General features: G+C 36.0%; 15 protein-coding genes. 8 read left to right on the forward strand and 7 right to left on the reverse strand.

All coding sequences use genetic code 11. The annotated features are described in order from the left end of the window. Window position 1 precedes the first annotated feature (1 nt). The 3 genes from JHL15_RS10810 to JHL15_RS10820 all read right to left on the reverse strand — a co-directional run bounded on the left by JHL15_RS10810 (window position 2) and on the right by JHL15_RS10820 (window position 4,226). A complete protein-coding gene (locus JHL15_RS10810) occupies window positions 2-2,005 on the reverse strand; it encodes a sensor histidine kinase (protein WP_200245690.1) in 2,004 nt (667 codons plus the stop codon). A gap of 107 nt (window positions 2,006-2,112) precedes the next feature. Next, window positions 2,113-2,772, reverse strand: coding sequence for a DUF2306 domain-containing protein (locus JHL15_RS10815; protein WP_200245692.1), 660 nt, complete (start codon window positions 2,770-2,772; stop codon window positions 2,113-2,115). A 341-nt stretch (window positions 2,773-3,113) separates the two neighbouring features. Then, the gene (locus tag JHL15_RS10820; RefSeq protein WP_200245694.1) at window positions 3,114-4,226 is read right to left on the reverse strand and encodes a helix-turn-helix domain-containing protein; all 1,113 of its coding nucleotides are present in this window, start codon (window positions 4,224-4,226) and stop codon (window positions 3,114-3,116) included. Window positions 4,227-4,515: 289 nt separating this feature from the next. On the opposite strand from JHL15_RS10820, the gene JHL15_RS10825 reads away from it, so the two are divergent. The 5 genes from JHL15_RS10825 to JHL15_RS10845 are packed head-to-tail and all read left to right on the forward strand — an operon-like array spanning window position 4,516 to window position 10,348. Next, complete coding sequence (locus tag JHL15_RS10825) at window positions 4,516-5,499, forward strand: L-histidine N(alpha)-methyltransferase (RefSeq protein ID WP_200245696.1); 984 nt, start codon at window positions 4,516-4,518, stop codon at window positions 5,497-5,499. A gap of 19 nt (window positions 5,500-5,518) precedes the next feature. Next, the gene (gene egtB / locus JHL15_RS10830) at window positions 5,519-6,691 is read left to right on the forward strand and encodes an ergothioneine biosynthesis protein EgtB (RefSeq protein WP_200245698.1); all 1,173 of its coding nucleotides are present in this window, start codon (window positions 5,519-5,521) and stop codon (window positions 6,689-6,691) included. A 9-nt stretch (window positions 6,692-6,700) separates the two neighbouring features. Next, the gene (locus JHL15_RS10835) at window positions 6,701-7,618 is read left to right on the forward strand and encodes an ABC transporter ATP-binding protein (RefSeq protein ID WP_200245700.1); all 918 of its coding nucleotides are present in this window, start codon (window positions 6,701-6,703) and stop codon (window positions 7,616-7,618) included. Further along, the gene (locus JHL15_RS10840) at window positions 7,615-9,180 is read left to right on the forward strand and encodes an ABC transporter permease/substrate-binding protein (RefSeq protein ID WP_200245702.1); all 1,566 of its coding nucleotides are present in this window, start codon (window positions 7,615-7,617) and stop codon (window positions 9,178-9,180) included. Before JHL15_RS10835 ends, JHL15_RS10840 begins: the two co-directional genes overlap by 4 nt. 4 nt (window positions 9,181-9,184) lie before the next feature. After that, window positions 9,185-10,348, forward strand: a complete 1,164-nt coding sequence (locus tag JHL15_RS10845) for a MalY/PatB family protein (protein WP_200245704.1) — start codon at window positions 9,185-9,187, stop codon at window positions 10,346-10,348. Between the two features lie 52 nt (window positions 10,349-10,400). On the opposite strand, the gene JHL15_RS10850 is transcribed toward JHL15_RS10845, so the two are convergent. The 4 genes from JHL15_RS10850 to JHL15_RS10865 all read right to left on the reverse strand — a co-directional run bounded on the left by JHL15_RS10850 (window position 10,401) and on the right by JHL15_RS10865 (window position 14,478). Continuing rightward, a complete protein-coding gene (locus tag JHL15_RS10850) occupies window positions 10,401-10,646 on the reverse strand; it encodes a redox-active disulfide protein 2 (protein ID WP_200245706.1) in 246 nt (81 codons plus the stop codon). A gap of 59 nt (window positions 10,647-10,705) precedes the next feature. Beyond that, complete coding sequence (locus tag JHL15_RS10855; protein ID WP_200245708.1) at window positions 10,706-11,392, reverse strand: alpha/beta fold hydrolase; 687 nt, start codon at window positions 11,390-11,392, stop codon at window positions 10,706-10,708. Further along, a complete protein-coding gene (locus tag JHL15_RS10860; protein WP_200245710.1) occupies window positions 11,382-13,973 on the reverse strand; it encodes a phosphatidylglycerol lysyltransferase domain-containing protein in 2,592 nt (863 codons plus the stop codon). Before JHL15_RS10860 ends, JHL15_RS10855 begins: the two co-directional genes overlap by 11 nt. A gap of 118 nt (window positions 13,974-14,091) precedes the next feature. Continuing rightward, complete coding sequence (locus JHL15_RS10865) at window positions 14,092-14,478, reverse strand: Fur family transcriptional regulator (protein ID WP_089026064.1); 387 nt, start codon at window positions 14,476-14,478, stop codon at window positions 14,092-14,094. A 91-nt stretch (window positions 14,479-14,569) separates the two neighbouring features. Here JHL15_RS10865 and JHL15_RS10870 point away from each other — a divergent pair, with 91 nt between their 5' ends. The 3 genes from JHL15_RS10870 (at window position 14,570) to JHL15_RS10880 (ending at window position 17,629) form a co-directional block, all read left to right on the forward strand. Next, window positions 14,570-14,908, forward strand: coding sequence for a MerC domain-containing protein (locus JHL15_RS10870; protein ID WP_200245712.1), 339 nt, complete (start codon window positions 14,570-14,572; stop codon window positions 14,906-14,908). A 6-nt stretch (window positions 14,909-14,914) separates the two neighbouring features. Further along, window positions 14,915-16,117 (forward strand): GTP-binding protein, encoded by a 1,203-nt coding sequence (locus tag JHL15_RS10875; protein WP_200245714.1) that lies wholly within the window; start codon window positions 14,915-14,917, stop codon window positions 16,115-16,117. 96 nt (window positions 16,118-16,213) lie between these two features. Then, entirely contained in the window at window positions 16,214-17,629 is a 1,416-nt protein-coding gene (locus JHL15_RS10880) for an alkaline phosphatase (RefSeq protein ID WP_200245716.1), read from the forward strand. The last annotated feature ends 163 nt before the right edge of the window (window positions 17,630-17,792 follow it).

Here is a 17,792-nt window from a genome sequence, read left to right on the forward strand (position 1 = left end):
TTTAGATAGATAGTTCAATATTGAAGACGGTATTGCTGTTTTTTGAAGAATGAATATCCATCTTTCCATTGAGCAGTTCCACGCGGTTTTTAAGATTTTTCAGACCCTGGCCGGTAAAATTGTCGGCTTTTGTTGTGTCAAATCCAGTTCCATTATCTTCTACAGTGATGTAAAAATGAGATCCATTTTGGCTGCAATCAACAAGGATTTCAGTGCATGAAGAATGTTTCAAAGCATTATTAAGCAGTTCCTGTACAATCCTGTAAATCATGATCTGAACACTTTCCGGAATATCCTTTTGAATCTTATTGGATTGGAAGTAAATATTAACTTCATCAGTAACCAAAAGATGGCAAAGGTCACTCAGTGCATGTTCCAGTCCCAGTTTAAGGAGTGTTTCAGGGATAAGATTAAAAGAGATCTGTCGCAATTCTGTAATGGAATTGTTTAACAGGGTATTCATGTTTTCTATTTCATTGGGTTGGGCCGGTTCAGAAGAATTACTGATTTTCAAAAATCTGACCTTAAGGGAAGAGAGCATACTTCCAATACCATCATGAAGATCTCTCGCTATTCTTTTACGCTCATCTTCTTCTCCTCTGATCATGGCCTGGGTGACCTCCATTTCTTTCTGGGTTTTAAGCGTTTCTATGTTCTGCGCATAATTTTGAGAATGCTGGATAGCGATCTTTTTCTGATTTTTAGAATTGACCCAAAGGGAGATAACCAATAATAAAAGTATAACTGTAATAGCCGCTAATAAACCATAATAGAGTTTGTTGTTTTCGGAGACCAACTTGTCACGCTGGCGCTGGGCCTGAAGTATGCTGATCTTCTTTTCATTTTCAGACTTATTGAATTTTGCTTCCAATGCGGCTATTTTACCTTGTGATTCGATCACATTTAAGCTATCATTAATCGTATTAAATCTGGAAAGATATTTATAAGCGTTTTTAGTATCTCCAAGACCTTCATAAATAAAGGCCAACTCTCTGGTGTAATTTCTTTGATCAAGAGCAAATTGTGTGGTACTCCCTATCAGATCTAACAATAGATTTTTTGCATCCTCCAATCTGTTCAAAGCTTTCAATGGCAAGTATTTGGAGAATTTTAAGCGGTTGGTCTGAAGCACATCCTTATGAAAATTACTGTTCGCAATACCTTTATCATAACTTTTCAAAGAATTATTGAATTGCCCCGTCTTATAAAAATAATAACCCTCTGCAGTATAATAGCTTCCATTCATATTAGAATTAGGATAATTCTTTAAAATCTGATAGGCCTTATCAAGTGATTTTTTTGCTTCAGCAGGCATTTTCAGATAGCACAGATTTTCAACATCTGTAATATAAATATCTGCTTTGGTCTCAAGATAGGTATATGATGAAGCGCTTGCCCGCTCTATATATTCCTTAGCTATTTTCAGATAGGTATTGGCCTTAGGCCTTTGATCAGTATTCATGAAAATAACAGCAATAGACTTGTAAAGAATACTCAGGACTTCCAGATCACCTCCTTTTTTTGCTAAAGGAACAGCATCATTTACCAGAAGTCTCATTGCTTCCACTTCATTGTTATGAAGAACCTCGACAAGGGACAGGTTTTTTAGAATAAATGCCTGTAGGACATAAGAGTCTTTGGTTTTATATTTCTTCAGTTCCGTATTGGCCAGATTCAATTGCCTGGCATAATTATCAAAATCACCTTTGCCTACTAATCCGGCTGCATTGTAATAGATCGCCACAGCTTTTAAAAAAGGATATTTTGGCGCGATCCTATTGGCGATAAGAAGATATTGATCAGCTAATTCATTTTTTTTGCTTCTCCTGAACAAGTCGGCAAGTTTAAAACTGCTGATCCCTTTTATGCTGTCCGATTTTGAGGATTTGATCACCTGTGTGAGACTATCGATATAAGGTCCATCATTATCAAGTGTAAAAAACCTCTGAGCATTCAATCCATAGGTGATCAGGAATATGAGTACAAAACATAAATTTTTTTTCATAAGCGTAAAATATTAACTATAATACAATTAATACAGTGAAATGGTTCCTGTAAAAATATACATTTATAAGACTAAAATTATAGGTTTTTGATTTTGAATATAAATTTTTATAATATTTTTTCGGTGTTTGCTTTCTTAAATGGGCTTGGACCCACAATATCTTTTTTCGTGAAACGCCTTCTGTTGAGAAAGTAGGCAACCATGAGATTAGGAACCCAGCATAACCAGGCCACAACAAGATAAGAAAGACCAGGTGTTACTATCATATGCTTTAATATAGGTGTCCATAATCTAAGCGTTACGGCCGCAAAAGTACAGGCATAACTATAGGTCATAAAGTTCTGATGCTGTATAATATCTCCTTTTTTTATTTTTAAAAGTGCTAGAACGGTCGTCAATAACCAAATGATTCCCAAACTAACGAACCCTGATGATGAAACAATATTACCATTGGCATAAAATCCCATATAAATACTTGCCAATGAACTCACAATAACTGATAGTATATAGGTTTTACCGATAATTCGATGCAGCTTTTTATGTTTATTTCTGAAACCGGATCCAAATTGTCTCCACCCAATAAAAAGGGATATACTCCCAAAGATAATATGACAAAAAAAGGCAAATCTCCATATCGGATTATTCAAAATTTCGGGAGCTTTAGAGCTCAAAAAAGTGTATTTATGATCAACAAAAACATAAATTAAAGGGTATAGTCCGATGAGTAATGCCAGAACTGCAAAAATGATGAACATGAGTTTTTTCATAGCTAAAGAATAAGATTAATAGATTCATCATGAGTTGATTAGGTGATGAATACTTTAGCAAAAATGAAAAATATTTGAGATTCAAATGCTCCAAAACATAAGGTGGAACTAATTTTATTTGAAAAAAAACGGATATGGATACGAGTTATGAGGTGCGAGGTTCGGGATTCGAGTTATGAGTTATGAGGTGTGAGGTTCGGGGTTCGAGATACGAGATACGAGATACGAGGTTCGAGGTACAAGGTTTCAAATGATTAGGATTATTACTTTTTTTGTAACTCCCAACTCCCATCTTCCAACTTTCCACTTTCAACTTTCAATTTTCCACTTTCTAAAATTAACTACTCCAATTCCAAATTCTGCTCCTTTAAAAAATCCCGTGGCGAGCAATGTACATACTTTTTGAAGTTTCTATTAAAAGAAGTCTTGGAATTAAACCCACTTTCAAATGCTAATGTTAAAATGGTGAATTTTTGATTTTCAGGTAAAACTGCTATTCTTTTAAACTCATCAATCCTTTGCGTATTGATATAATCGTAGAAGTTTTTGTTTTCAACAGTATTGATAACCTGAGAAAGAATGTTTGGATGAATTTCTAAGAGAGAAGCAATAGTATTCATGTTTAAATCAGGATCTTTAAAAAGCTTTTCTGATTTCATTCTATGCGTAAGTCTTTCATAGATAAGTTGAGTGTTTTCATCGGTTAGGCCTGACTTCTGATATTTTACGGAAACCTCTGTGCCCTCTGTAATCTTTTTGTTTTCAATGTATTCGGTTTTTAATTCTGGTAAATTTAAAATACCGACTTTGGTAATTCCAAAATAGGCCATAGACAAAACAAAGAGTACTACAGATGTGAACGTGAGCATATCATCTTTTAAAATAATTACGATCCAAACGATGGAAATTCCTATGATCAGATAATATACCCAGTTCAGGTTTATTTTTTCAATATTTGAATACTGTTTTGAAATGTTTCTTTTATATTTCTGAAGATAAAAAATACTTAAGATAACGTATGAAATTCCTGATACGTATACCATTATGCTAATGTTTTTTCGTAATCCCTTATATATCATACCTCCGTTTTCATAAACCACAATCTTTTCTTTGGGAGACAACATAAGGAAGGTCCATATAATAAGATAAACACCCAGAGCAGGGGCAAAATGTAACATCTGAATATAGGGATTCCGGGCCTGTTGGGTCAGATTTAAAATATATAGAAAAAGGATAGGACCATGAATCAATGGAAATGGTATTTCCAATCCAAGCAGGTAAGGAGCCTTGATCTGATTTCCGGAGAAATTTAGAAAAAATAAGGTCAGATGGAGGGCTATAATAAAAAACCATACCGCTAATAAATAATCTGCACTCGCTTTCTTTTTCTTTCCCAGAATAAGAAAAGAAGAAAAAAAGGCGATAAATATCCCGGCTAAATAGAGCATGTCCATGATATATAAGAATGATGGGGCTAATCAGGAGTTAAAAATAAAGTATTAAAATGATATGGAGGGGATGTTTATTTTTTTTAATAATAAAAGGGCAAATAGGAGAAATATTTTAATGATTGATATTTTAAATTTTCATCATTTTATCAAAAACACAGAAAAATAGAATGGCTAAATCAAAATTTAAGTGTACTTTTAATTATAATCACATTATTTAAGCACCTACTTTTATGAAGAGTAATATAGACGATGGCAAAGAACCGTGCTTACCGAACTATAATGAAAACGTAAAATGAACTCAAACACCAAATCTCAAATAAAAAGCAATCACCCCAAAACCGAAAATTTTTTCATCGATGTAAAGAAAGGCTTAGAAAGTAACCCTAAAAGGTTATCTTCCAAATATTTTTATGATGAAGTGGGAGACCATCTTTTTCAAAAAATAATGGCAATGCCGGAATATTACCTTACAAAATGTGAACTCGATATATTTCAAAATAAAACAGCAGATATTGCTGAGCTTATTGCCTTTGACAAACAACCTTTTGACCTTATTGAATTAGGTGCCGGTGATGCCATGAAATCATCCCATCTCTTGAAGTACATGGTAGAACAAGGCTTGGATTTTACCTATATGCCCATTGATATTTCCGGGAATATTCTCTCAATTCTGGATCGGAAATTAAGTGAAAATATACCAGATTTAAACGTTGTTCGCCTGGAAGGGGAGTATTTTGAAATGCTGAATAAAGCGGCTTCACTATCTTCAAGAAGAAAAGTGATCCTGTTTTTGGGAGGTAATATTGGTAATATGGAACTCGAAGAAGCGACACTGTTTTGTATTGGTTTAAAAGAACATCTGGCAACAGGAGATAGAGTACTCATAGGTTTTGATCTAAAGAAGAACCCGAATACGATCCTAAATGCATACAACGATAAAACAGGTATTACCGCTGAATTTAATCTAAACCTTCTTGCCAGAATCAACAGGGAGTTTGGTGCTGATTTTAATCTTGATCAATTTCAACATTATCAGACCTATGATCCTGTAGGTGGAGCGTGCCGAAGTTATTTGGTCAGTCTTATCGATCAGGTTGTAACCATCGACCATATGAGAATATCGTTTAAAGAAAATGAACTGATTGACATGGAAGTGTCACAAAAGTTTTCAGAAATCGATATAAAAGAACTGGCTGAAAAATCAGGCTTTGAAATCGAAGGTGAAATAAAGGACTCGAAAAAATGGTTTATCGATTCCGTTTGGAAAGTGAAATAATAATTAAAAATCTAAAAAGATGATAGCAAATCCTAAGATTATTGATGTTGTACAGAAATTTGCAGATGTCCGAAAGCATTCTGTAGCTATCTGTGCCCCTCTGGAAATAGAAGATTTTGTGGTACAGCCTATTGTAGATGTAAGCCCACCTAAGTGGCATTTAGGACATACCACCTGGTTTTTTGAAACTTTTATATTAACACCGAATTTTCCGGATTACGAGGTTTTTGATCCCCAATATAACTTTGTTTTCAATAGTTATTATGAAACCATCGGAGCGCGTGTTATCCGTACCGACCGTGGAAATCTAAGCCGCCCGTCAGTTGCAGATGTATACCGCTACAGAGAATACGTTGATCAGCAAATGATCAATTTTCTTCAAAGTGATTTCATGAATAGCTCCATTGAAACACTTGTTGAACTTGGATTAAATCATGAGCAGCAGCACCAAGAGTTACTGCTTACGGATATCAAATATATTTTAGGACACAACCCGCTTTTTCCAGCTTATAAGAAAGGTCATAGAAATGAAAAAGTTGGTTCCGGTTCGGCTAAAATGATCAGTTTCCCTGAAGGTGTTTATGAAATCGGTTTTAAGGGTAGCGGATTTTGTTTTGATAATGAGTTGGGTAGACACAAAGTGTATTTGCAGGATTTTGAGATCAGTGACCGCGCAGTTACCAATGGTGAATATCTGGAATTTATGAAAGACAATGGATATACGGATTTCAGGCATTGGCATGCGGAAGGTTGGGACTGGGTGAAACAAAATGAAGCAAAATCTCCATTATATTGGCATCACATCGATGGCAAATGGATGTATTATACCTTAGAAGGATTGCAGGAATTGGATCTGGAGGAAGCATTGTGCCATATTAATTTCTATGAAGCTTCAGCCTTTGCCGCGTGGAAAGGAATGCGTTTGCCTACCGAAGCAGAGTGGGAGGTAGCATCAGAACATTTTCAATGGGAAAACCGTTGGGAATGGACCGGAAGTGCTTACTTGCCTTATCCCGGATTTAAAAAAGAAGCCGGAGCAGTAGGCGAGTACAACGGGAAATTTATGATCAATCAAATGGTTTTACGGGGTGCTTCAGAAGCGACACCCAAAGGACACAGCAGAAATACCTATCGTAATTTCTTTCATGCTAATTTGCGCTGGCAGTTTACTGGAATAAGATTAGCGAAATAAGCCTTGCCTATGATTAGAGTAGAATCAATTACTAAAAGTTTTGACGAAAGGATTGCTGTGGACCATATCTCGTTTCAGGCCCACGACAAGGAAATATTGGTGCTTTTAGGAACCAGTGGCTGTGGAAAGACAACTACACTTAAAATGATCAACCGTCTAATAGAAGCTGATTCTGGTGATATATGGATAGATGGACAAAACATTCGTGAAAGAAAAATAGAAGAACTGCGTATGCATATCGGCTTCGTTATGCAGCATGCAGGTTTGTTTCCTCACTATACCATCCGGCAAAATATAGCCGTAGTCCCCGAATTATTAAAATGGGATAAAAAGAAGATCCGAAGCAGAACGGAAGAGCTAATGGCTAAACTTCATTTACCCGAAGAATTGTTAACCCGCTTCCCTCAGGAACTCAGTGGTGGACAACAGCAACGGGTTGGGATCGCAAGGGCTCTAATTGCAGATACTCCCATTTTATTAATGGATGAGCCTTTTGGGGCATTAGACAATATTACAAAGGCTGATATCCACTCTGAATTTAAATCATTAGAAGAGCTTAAAAATAAAACCATCATTCTTGTTACACACGATGTACAGGAAGCATTTGAATTGGGACATAGGATATGTTTGATGGATAAAGGACAAATTGTTCAGATCGGAACTCCCAAAGAAATGCTTTACCGTCCGGTGAATGATTTTGTAAAAGAATTTTTTGCAGAGAGTAGACTTCTATTGGAATATAAAGTAGCCACTTTAGAAAATGTACGACCCTTCCTGAGCTATTCGGAAAACCTGGATCAGGGGTTTAATAGTGATGAAAATGTGTGGAATATTTTACAAATACTAAGTATTAATAATGGTGATGCAGATGAGTACGAAAAATTGTCAGATGCATTCAATAAGTATAGAAAAGTACAGGCAGAATGACGCAACAAAGTCTCTGGCAATTTATTGCCGAACAACAAGATAAACTCCTTATTCAGATTGTACAACATCTTGGATTAACTTTTGTGTCGTTACTTTTAGCCATCATTGTGGGTGTTCCACTGGGAATATTAATAGCCCGGAAAAGAGTATTTGCCAATCCGGTTCTGGGAACTGCAGGTATTTTGCAAACAGTACCCAGTATTGCTCTGCTGGGATTTATGATTCCTGCCTTTGGCATTGGAGCAACTCCGGCAATTGTAGCATTGCTGATCTATGCCCTTTTACCTATTATCAGAAATACCTATACCGGAATTACAGGAGTAGATCCATCCGTTATTGAGGCTGCAAAAGCAATGGGAATGAGCAGGAAACAATTGCTTTTTAAAGTAGAGCTTCCATTAGCAATGCCGGTAATCATTGCGGGGATCCGAACTGCAGCTGTAATCAATGTTGGCGTAGCTACACTGGCTTCTTTTGTTGCGGCGGGTGGGCTTGGAGAGTTTATATTTGGCGGGATATCTCTTAATAATACGAATATGATCCTTGCAGGCGCTATTCCAGCTGCATTGCTTGCCATTATACTGGATCAGTTAATTGCTATTTTACAAAGAGCTGGATATGGCAGGCTCCGCAAAATTTTATTTGTCATTCCTGTGGTATTGGTGATCGTAGGCGGTTTATACCTGCTAACTTCACATTCGGGGAATAGGCTTAAAGCTGGTTTTACGCCTGAGTTTATGGGAAGGCAGGATGGTGACATCGGATTACGAGCAGTCTATGGATTGAATGCAAAACCTACCATTGTAAGTGATGCTATTATGTATAAAGCAGCTTATGATAAAGATCTGGACATCATAAGTGGTTATTCTACGGATGGAAGGATCAAAGCTTATGATCTGTATGTTTTGGATGATGATAAAAAGATATTTCCGCCATATTTTGCAGCACCGATCATCAAAACAAAGACATTACAGAAGTTTCCGGAGTTGGAAAAAACCTTAAATTTACTGGCTGGAAAGTTTAATGACTCTATCATGACGGATCTCAATTACCGCTCCGATTATCTTCACCAGACACCTGAAAAGATTGCTAAAGACTTTTTAAAACAAAACGGATTATTAAAGAATCCCAGAAATGGAAGTGTCGGAACAGTACGGATTGGATCCAAGATCTTCGGAGAACAATATATCCTTACCGAAATGTATAAAATGCTTATTGAAGGCTATACTGATTATAAAGTAGAGACTAAAACGGGGCTGGGAGGAACTAAAATTTGTTTTGATGCCTTAGTGAATGATGCCATCGATTTCTATCCCGAGTATACAGGGACAGGGCTTTTGGTCCTTTTAAAACCAACCGAATCAACTATTAAAGACGTAAGCCAAAGTGCTGAAAAAACCTATAAGTATGTCAATACAGAATTTAAAAACCAATACGGTATAGAATGGCTGAAACCTTTAGGTTTTAATAATTCCTATGCATTAATGATGCGAAGAGCACAGTCTCAACAATTAAGAATAAAAAGCATTTCAGATCTTAAAAACTATTTAGATACTCCTTAATTCAATGAACTATAATTTTGACGAAATAATATCAAGACACGGTACCAATTCTATAAAATGGGACTCAGTTGCAGATGAGAATGTATTACCCATGTGGGTGGCTGATATGGATTTTAAAACCCCGCCGGAAGTCGTAGAAGCGCTCTCGAAAAAGGCAGAACAGGGCATATTTGGATACAGCTTTACCCCGCAGGCATTGTATGATGCAATCATTGATTGGTGGGAAGTAAGCCATCAGGTGAGCCTTCAAAAAGATTGGTTGTTGCCGACTCCCGGCATGATCCCGACTCTTTCAGCAATTGTAAGAGCCTATCTGAAACCAGGTGAAAACATTATAGTACAATCACCGGTATACAATCATTTCTTTACGCTTATTGAAAACTGTGGATGCAATGCTGTTGAAAATCATTTGATTAATGAAAACAGTAACTATCAAATAGATTTTACCGATCTGGAATTAAAAGCTTCTAATCCACAAACTAAAATGCTGCTATTCTGTAGTCCCCACAATCCCATAGGTCGGGTTTGGAAACAGGAAGAACTTGAAAAAATAGCTTCGATATGTGCTAAAAATGGTGTAATGGTTGTTTCAGATGAAATCCATGCTGATCTTGTCTATGAAGGACATCGGCATATTCCGTTTATTTCTGTTGCGGAAAAGTATGACCTCTTTTCTGTTACCTGTGGTTCACCGTGTAAAACATTTAATTTATCCAGTCTTCCTGCTTCATATGTTATTACCAAAGATCAGGAGGTTAAGAAACAAATTGCAAAAATACTATCCATACAGGAAACTTACAGCATTAATCCGTTTGCAGCTGAAGCTTTAATTGCCGCATATACTTATGGTAGAAATTGGATGGAAGCATTAAAGGAATACTTATATGGTAATTATCTATTTCTAAAGGATTTCTGCAAAGATCATTTACCAGATATAATCATTAGTCCACTACAGGCAACCTATCTTGTTTGGCTGGATTGTCGTGCATTAGGGAAGGGGTCTGATGAACTCTACAAGTTGCTGTTCAAAGATGAAAAATTATGGCTGAATTCGGGAACCATGTATGGAAGTTCTGGAGAAGGTTTTTTACGTATGAATATTGCCTGCCCCAGAGACGTTTTAGAAGAAGGATTAAAACGATTTGAAAAATATGTAAATAAGAAATAATATGATCTGCTATTTCTTAAAAGCCTCCCAGAATTACTGGGAGGCTTTTATTTTATAGATTTCTATCGGCTTTTTCTTTTTTGAGTTGTTTCCACTTATTAATATTTACAATTAAAATAGGAACCAGGGCGATGGGAATCACAGCCAATGCACTGAATTTGTGTTTGAATGTCAGAAAAAGATTACTAAAGAATAAAAGAGGTATAGCGACCATAAGCAAAATGGTTATTGCCTTCGAATTTTTTTCCTGATTAATGAGTTCTTCATTAGTGTATTCGGTTATTGGCTTATTTTTCATGTTGTTTTTGTTGATGATTTCAAGGTTATTAATTTTCCAACTGGTGGATCTTAATATTTTTATAAATTTTGATTAATAAAGTTGGCAAGCATCTTCGTATTATTCCCGTAATGATGGTTTCCCGGAATATGTTTCATCTTATAATTATTACCTAACTTTATTTCATGATATGGAAAATGGGCAAATTCAAAATCACTTAAAACAACCATAAGAGGAATGGTTCCCATTTTATTGATCTCAGGGATAACCTGAAGACTGCCTTTAGGTTCAACACCAAAATATTCATCGAGGTGGATTTGAAAATCATTGCTTTTTGAAGGCCCCATAATAAAGACTTTCTGAATTTTACTTTTCAGATCATCGGTAAAGCGATTGTAAACGAAAGGAGTAACATCAGCACCAAAAGAAAATCCTAATAGAACCACCTGTTGATTCTTTCTTCCCTGTAATTGCTGATTAATATAGTTTTCAATCGCCAGAGAAGTTTGTTCGGGAGTTTTTTTGTCCCAAAAATAAGCTTTTGTATCAAGTGCAAATACATCATAGCCCAATGCATGAAGATTAGTTCCAAACCCTTTGGTAAACGTGTTAAAACCGGCATCTCCACTTATATAAAAGATGATGGGTTTATTCGTATTGGAATTCCATTCTGTTATTTTAAAATCATCATCCTTTTGACAACCAAAAAACAGAATCCATACCGATGCTGATAATATCCTTATCAATTTTTGCAGTCTATTCTTCATTTTTTTGTGGTTTCATGACTTTACTTAGTGTGGTCGGGATCTGCAACAATTCAAAATCGTTACTGTATACCAGGTATTTGTTTTCCCAAATATTAGCATATTTTTCCTTGAAGTTCCTCAACGTCTGATAGTGTTTAAAACTTCCTACTCTCTGATACACAAATTTCATAATTTCCTCGGCAGTATTATTGGGTTGTTCTATCCCTGCCATCGGAGTCATTCCCATATTGACATACTTCAGATTCTTGCTCTTGGCATATTCTACCAGTTTTACGATCAATACATCTACACTGCCATTGGGTGCATTTTCAGTTTTTCTGATCATATCATAGCTGCATTCATCAGGAGCACAATGTGGAATAATATTCAGGAATGCAACACATGTACCATCAGCATCAAAAATGGTAATAAGATCCTGGTTTCTGACAACCTCGCGGTCAAACATACCCTCTGCAAATACAATCTCTTTTTTGTCAAATTCCCTCAGCCATTCATCTGAAACACTTTGTATATGATCAATAATATCATTGTTTTGAGGTGCTTGTAGTATAGTTGTAGTATAGCCTGATTTCTCAACTGCATTGATGCCATTTCTAATTGTTTTCTTATCCTTTCCCGTAAGACTAAAGTTTTCGGCATCCAGAATGGCATCCTGTCCGATGAACAATTTTTGTTTTTTTAAAGGGTTAAAATAGGGGATTCCACTTTCGCTAACCCTGTAATAGCAGGTTTTTAAACTATTTTTCTTACAATATTGATCAAACTCTTTAATCAGATCTGTTTTTTGTTGCTCAGCGCATACAGGCTCTTCTAAAACTACTGCGAATCCATTGGCAGTACGAAATGATACAAAACCGTTGATTTCCTCTGAAAAGTAAAATTGCTTTTCCTTTGTCAGTTTAAAATAATCCAGTGAAGACGTACCATATTGTTCGACCAGATGTTGTACAGTGATATGATTTTCTTTCTGATCTTTTTCTACACGGGAATGGGTCCTGTAAAATGATAAAATAAGAACCAGCCAGGAAATAACACCCAAAATATAATTCAGATTCTGAAAATCCCGTGCAAATCCTGTCAATGGAGTTAACCCTGAATCTGTGAATAAAAGGAATGTATGCAATGTGTAGTAAAGAGCTTCTTCTTTGGTGAAGTCTATCCCAAAATGAGATTTGCTGATGAAGTAAAAACTAAAATAATTGAAGACCAAAATAATCGTGAAAATTCCCAAAAACCAACTAAAACCTCTTTGTAAAGAAACAATTTTTGTAGTAAAGCTATATTCTTTTCGGCTATACCATAACAATCCCAGAGTAAATGAGGCAAACAATGCTTCCTCATAATCCAATGCTTTTAATAAATTGAAAACAATAGAAAAGATGGTAAGCGTTACCGCAAAGTACCATGCTCTTTTGTAACCTCTGAAAAGATTAGCAGAAGTGACCAAAAGCAATACCCCCGAAATAAGCGTGATCATTTTAGAGATATGAATCAGCTCCCAGGGTAAATAGTTCTTCAGAATATGCAGACGGTCCGTTAATGCAGGGGTAATTACAGAAAGAATATTGATGATGCCCAGTAAAAATATCATTACTACCGGTAAAATTCGGGCAAACAGTTTTCTGCCACTCCACAGATACGCTACTATTCCCAGAAGTAGGGGGATCCAGAATTCGAAAAACCGATATAGAAGGGTAATACCTAAACTATCGGCATGTTTATATCCAAAATTCGCAAGGATATAAGTAAGAGAAAATTCTACGGCACCAAGACCCCGCAGAAAAGGAGAAACGATCATTAATAAAATGGAAACCACATAAGATATGGCTGCTGCTGAAAAGGAAGCAGGAACTCCAAATGCATACATAGCAATCAATAGGTGGAAGACTCCGCAAAACTCTATTACTATAGAAACTAAAACCGTAATCCAAAAGTATCTTTTATCTATTTCATTGCTGAATATTTCATCTATAGAGCTAATGAATTTCGGGAATTTTTTATCAAGGAATTTGTAAAACGAATTTTTCTTTCGAAAAGAAATAAAAAGAAGATAGGTGCCCAAAAGTATAGCAGCCAGCACTATAATGCCAACCCAACTGTCATTAAAATTTTTGTTGATCAAGACTGCATAGGCAATCAGAGGAATCCCAACAATCATTACAGTCAGCAAACCAACAAATCCATAAATGGCACTTGCCTGGTGAATTTTTGATGATTTATAGCCTTTGGTCCTTATATTCCGGGGAAGATAAGCAAGAGAGCTTACACCACCGGCAGGGAGAAAGATACTTAAGAAGTTCCGTTTTAGAAATAAACTGGTAGCATCAGATATGCTGACGTTCAATTGGGTAGCGCGAAAGCTTGTTACATACATGAGTCCCTGGAGAAGTACATAAACGAATGTAAGTAATACTCCAATGATGATCCATTCCAATTTGGAATTTTGAAGCTCAGGACCAATAGTTGCCAATTCATGTCTTTCGCTTCGGAAAAAAACAAAAGCCAACAGTAAAATAATAACTGCTACAACTTCTTTCCAGCGAACCAGTTTGAAGATTTTTGAAAATTTTACATTTTTCATATTCGTGATCTAGACTCTTTTCAAGTACTTTTTGCACCGAAAATGCCTCAAACCAAAAATAAATAAAAAATCCTTTAGCAGTCTATAGATATTTTACTTTCTTTATCGCAAGCAGAACTTAGTTTTGATAGCACTTTTGGCAAATGCCACTCACTACAAAGTTGTAACTTTTTGCGATGAAATGCTTAGGAAGTGTAATTTCCGGAACCACATTTTCTATGCAAGTTACCGACATACATTTTTCGCAATTAAAATGGATATGGTTATGCGAATGATCATTTTCTGTACAGTGATGACATTTAGCATAATTTACTACACCATCTACATTGACGATCTTGTGAATTTTTCCCTCTTCTTCTAAGCGGTCCAATACACGATACGTGGTTACACGATTGCATAGATCCCCAACTTTTTCCTGAATAGCAGTATGGGATAATGCACTGTCAGAACTATTAATGATATTTAATATTTCTGTTTTTGCCTGGGTATTTCTGACTTGTTTCATGATTTTATTGCAACCAAGTTGCATTAATTAAAATTAATATCTACATTTGCAACAAAGTTACGATAAGTATTTTAAACTTAAATATTCATTTATGAAATCAAAGATCTTGGATGCGGTAGGAATTTCAGCAGCAGTTTTGTGCTTGATCCACTGTATTGTTTTCCCCTTATTGATGATTATTCCTCTGGGAATTTCTCATAATCCTTATGTGGACCTCGCTTTCCTGTTAATCGGAGCAATAGTAGTGTACAGGGTAACAAAAAAAGTTTCGAAATCGTGGTTGAAATGGTTGTTTTGGATCTCAATTCTATTGATCTCCATTTCCGTATTGTTTGACCTGATTTTTGAAGTTCATATTCCCCTAATCTATCTTGGAGCTACAGGATTAATAACAGGTCATATCATTAATTTTAAACAACATCAACATTAATTTATCATGGATAAAAGACTTCCTGTAACAGTACTTAGCGGATTTCTCGGGGCTGGAAAAACAACTTTGCTTAATCATATTTTACACAATAAAGAAGGCCTGAAAGTGGCCGTGATTGTAAATGACATGAGCGAAATAAACATCGATGCGCGTTTGGTGGAGAACCAAAACACATTATCGAGAACAGAAGAAAAGCTTGTCGAAATGAGTAATGGATGTATCTGCTGTACCCTTCGTGAAGATCTGATGCAGGAAGTAGAACGATTGGCTAATGAAAAAAGATTTGATTATCTCCTGATTGAAAGTACCGGTATCAGTGAACCAGTTCCTGTAGCGCAGACTTTCACTTATATAGATGAAGAAAGTGGAATAGACCTGTCAGCATTCAGTTATGTCGATACGATGGTTACTGTAGTGGATTGTTTTAATTTTTTCAAAGATTTTGGTTCCAACGAATTGTTAATGGATCGTGAACTGACCAATATGGAAGGGGATTTGAGAACAATTGTTAATCTACTAACGGATCAGATAGAGTTTGCCAATGTTATTATACTCAACAAGACAGATCTTGTCAATAGTGAAACTGTTAATTTTTTAAAGGCAACCATCCGGAAATTAAATCCTGGTGCCAAGATCATTACTTCTGAATTCGGTAAAGTAGCGCTCGGGGAAATATTGAATACCAGATTATTTGATTTCGATGAAGCTCAGCAGTCTGCGGGTTGGCAAAAGGAGCTGGAAGCAGAACATCATACACCAGAAACTGAGGAATATGGAATCGGATCCTTTGTATTCAGAAACAAAAAGCCATTTCATCCGATGCGATTCTGGAGGTATATTAACGAGCAATATCCTGAGGGTGCTTTGCGCGCAAAAGGCTTGTTCTGGTTGGCTTCCCGTCCTCAGGATGCTTTGAACTTTTCACAGGCCGGCGGTTCTTTTCGTTTGGAAAAAGCCGGAGTGTGGTGGTCAAGTATGCCTATGAGTAACCGCGTACAGTATTCTTCATTTTTACAAAATCAGGAATATATTGAAAGCAGGTGGGATAAAAGTTGGGGTGACAGAATCAACGAATTGGTTTTTATCGGACAGGATTTAGATCAGAAAAAGATGATGACTGATCTTGAAGGATGTCTAATAACTGGAGAGGAAAAAGAACTATTTGATGCATCAGCAATTTTCCAGGATCCCTTTCCTCAGAATATCTGATGAATTCTATTAAAACTAAATTCATAAATAATTAATGCAACATTGTTTCATTATTGATTTTTATTTTCTATATTGCAACGTGAAATGTAAATGAAAATGGACAGACGTAAATTTCTAAAAGGTTCAGCATTGCTTTCTGGATTATTCACCATTAATCCGGTCGACTTACTGGCCAATCAAACTCTGATCAATCCGAAATCCAATAAAAGGGCTAAAAATATCATCTTCATGGTAAGTGATGGAATGAGCTCCGGAACATTGGCAATGGCTAATTTGTATTCACAGAATATCCTTGGGAAAAGCGGAAATTGGGTTAATCTATATAAAGAAAATAAAGTGTCCAGAGCATTAATGGACACCGCATCAGCGAGCTCTATTGTTACAGATTCTGCTGCTGCGAGTTCGTCTTTTGGAGGTGGATTCCGAGTGAAAAACGGAGTTTTGAACATTGGTGCAAATGGAGAGAAATATCTTCCCATCTGGCAAAAATTTAAAAAAGCAGGAAAAAAAGCAGGTTGTGTAACCACAGTAACCATTACTCATGCTACTCCTGCAGGATTTTGTGTGAACTCAGCCAGTAGAAATGCAGAACCTGAAATAGCTGAAATGTATGCTGAAATTGGTCTGGATGTAATGATGGGTGGAGGAGACGAGTTTTTTAATGCTGAAAAAAGAGAGGACAAGAAAGATGTATATGCACTGTATCAGCAGAAAGGATATCAAATTTTAAAAACACGTTCTGATCTTCAGAAAGTTGAGAACAATAAGCAGATTCTGGGCGTTTTCAATAAAGGAGCATTACCTTATTCCATAGACCGTACCAATACACCTGCTTTGCAAAGTACACCTACACTGGCAGAAATGGCGAAAACAGCCATTGATCAAATGAAAGATCATAAAGAAGGATTTGTGCTCCAAATAGAAGGGGGAAAGGTAGATTGGTCTGCTCATGCCAATGATGTGGCTGCACTTATTCATGATCAGATCGCTTTTGAAGAGGCCGTAAAAGTAGCAATAGATTTTGCTGAAAAGGATAAAAATACCTTGGTAATCATTACAACAGATCATGGTAATGCCAATCCGGGAACAATTTATGGAGCAGATGCGACCAAAAATTTCAATAGTATAGCCAATTATAAATTCACGAATGAGTATGTACTGAATGCTATTCATCCTGATTTTAACCTTCAGCAAACGAAAGACTGGATCTACGAAACGAATAAAATAAGTCTGGCTGATGAAGAGGCAAAAAGCCTTTTAAGCTTTTATACCAATCTTGAAAAAGAGAGTGGATTATACAATTATAAAAAGCTTCCGTTTAAGCTCTATTCTGATATTCAGAAAAAACATAATTCTGTCGGCTGGATCAGTATGGATCATTCCGGAGATTATGTAGAACTGGCAATGTTCGGACCCGGAAGTGAATTACTGAAACCCTTCGTAAAAAACACAGATTTACATTATATCATGCTGGAAGCAACTGGATTGTCAGTTAATGTTGATAAGAATTAGCACGACCAGCATCTTAATTATTTGAATAAATATTTTTTCATATTTATATCTTTTGGTGGAAATAAGCCTTTACTTAGTTGTAAAGGCTTATTGTTTTTTATTAGCTTAAAGAGATATTAATCATGAATACATTTTACATCCATACATGAATATAAAAAATACC

Origin of the sequence: Chryseobacterium paridis (genome assembly GCF_016595215.1) — a bacterium.
Taxonomy (GTDB): domain Bacteria; phylum Bacteroidota; class Bacteroidia; order Flavobacteriales; family Weeksellaceae; genus Chryseobacterium; species Chryseobacterium paridis.

Coding starts and splice junctions, on each gene's coding strand:
- JHL15_RS10840 (WP_200245702.1), top strand. CDS start 7,615: ATGACGCAACAAAGTCTCTGGCAATTTATTGCCGAACAACAAGATAAA.
- JHL15_RS10870 (WP_200245712.1), top strand. CDS start 14,570: ATGAAATCAAAGATCTTGGATGCGGTAGGAATTTCAGCAGCAGTTTTG.
- egtB (WP_200245698.1), top strand. CDS start 5,519: ATGATAGCAAATCCTAAGATTATTGATGTTGTACAGAAATTTGCAGAT.
- JHL15_RS10810 (WP_200245690.1), bottom strand. CDS start 2,005: ATGAAAAAAAATTTATGTTTTGTACTCATATTCCTGATCACCTATGGA.
- JHL15_RS10855 (WP_200245708.1), bottom strand. CDS start 11,392: ATGAAGAATAGACTGCAAAAATTGATAAGGATATTATCAGCATCGGTA.
- JHL15_RS10815 (WP_200245692.1), bottom strand. CDS start 2,772: ATGAAAAAACTCATGTTCATCATTTTTGCAGTTCTGGCATTACTCATC.
- JHL15_RS10820 (WP_200245694.1), bottom strand. CDS start 4,226: ATGGACATGCTCTATTTAGCCGGGATATTTATCGCCTTTTTTTCTTCT.
- JHL15_RS10865 (WP_089026064.1), bottom strand. CDS start 14,478: ATGAAACAAGTCAGAAATACCCAGGCAAAAACAGAAATATTAAATATC.
- JHL15_RS10845 (WP_200245704.1), top strand. CDS start 9,185: ATGAACTATAATTTTGACGAAATAATATCAAGACACGGTACCAATTCT.
- JHL15_RS10835 (WP_200245700.1), top strand. CDS start 6,701: ATGATTAGAGTAGAATCAATTACTAAAAGTTTTGACGAAAGGATTGCT.
- JHL15_RS10860 (WP_200245710.1), bottom strand. CDS start 13,973: ATGAAAAATGTAAAATTTTCAAAAATCTTCAAACTGGTTCGCTGGAAA.
- JHL15_RS10825 (WP_200245696.1), top strand. CDS start 4,516: ATGAACTCAAACACCAAATCTCAAATAAAAAGCAATCACCCCAAAACC.
- JHL15_RS10850 (WP_200245706.1), bottom strand. CDS start 10,646: ATGAAAAATAAGCCAATAACCGAATACACTAATGAAGAACTCATTAAT.
- JHL15_RS10875 (WP_200245714.1), top strand. CDS start 14,915: ATGGATAAAAGACTTCCTGTAACAGTACTTAGCGGATTTCTCGGGGCT.
- JHL15_RS10880 (WP_200245716.1), top strand. CDS start 16,214: ATGGACAGACGTAAATTTCTAAAAGGTTCAGCATTGCTTTCTGGATTA.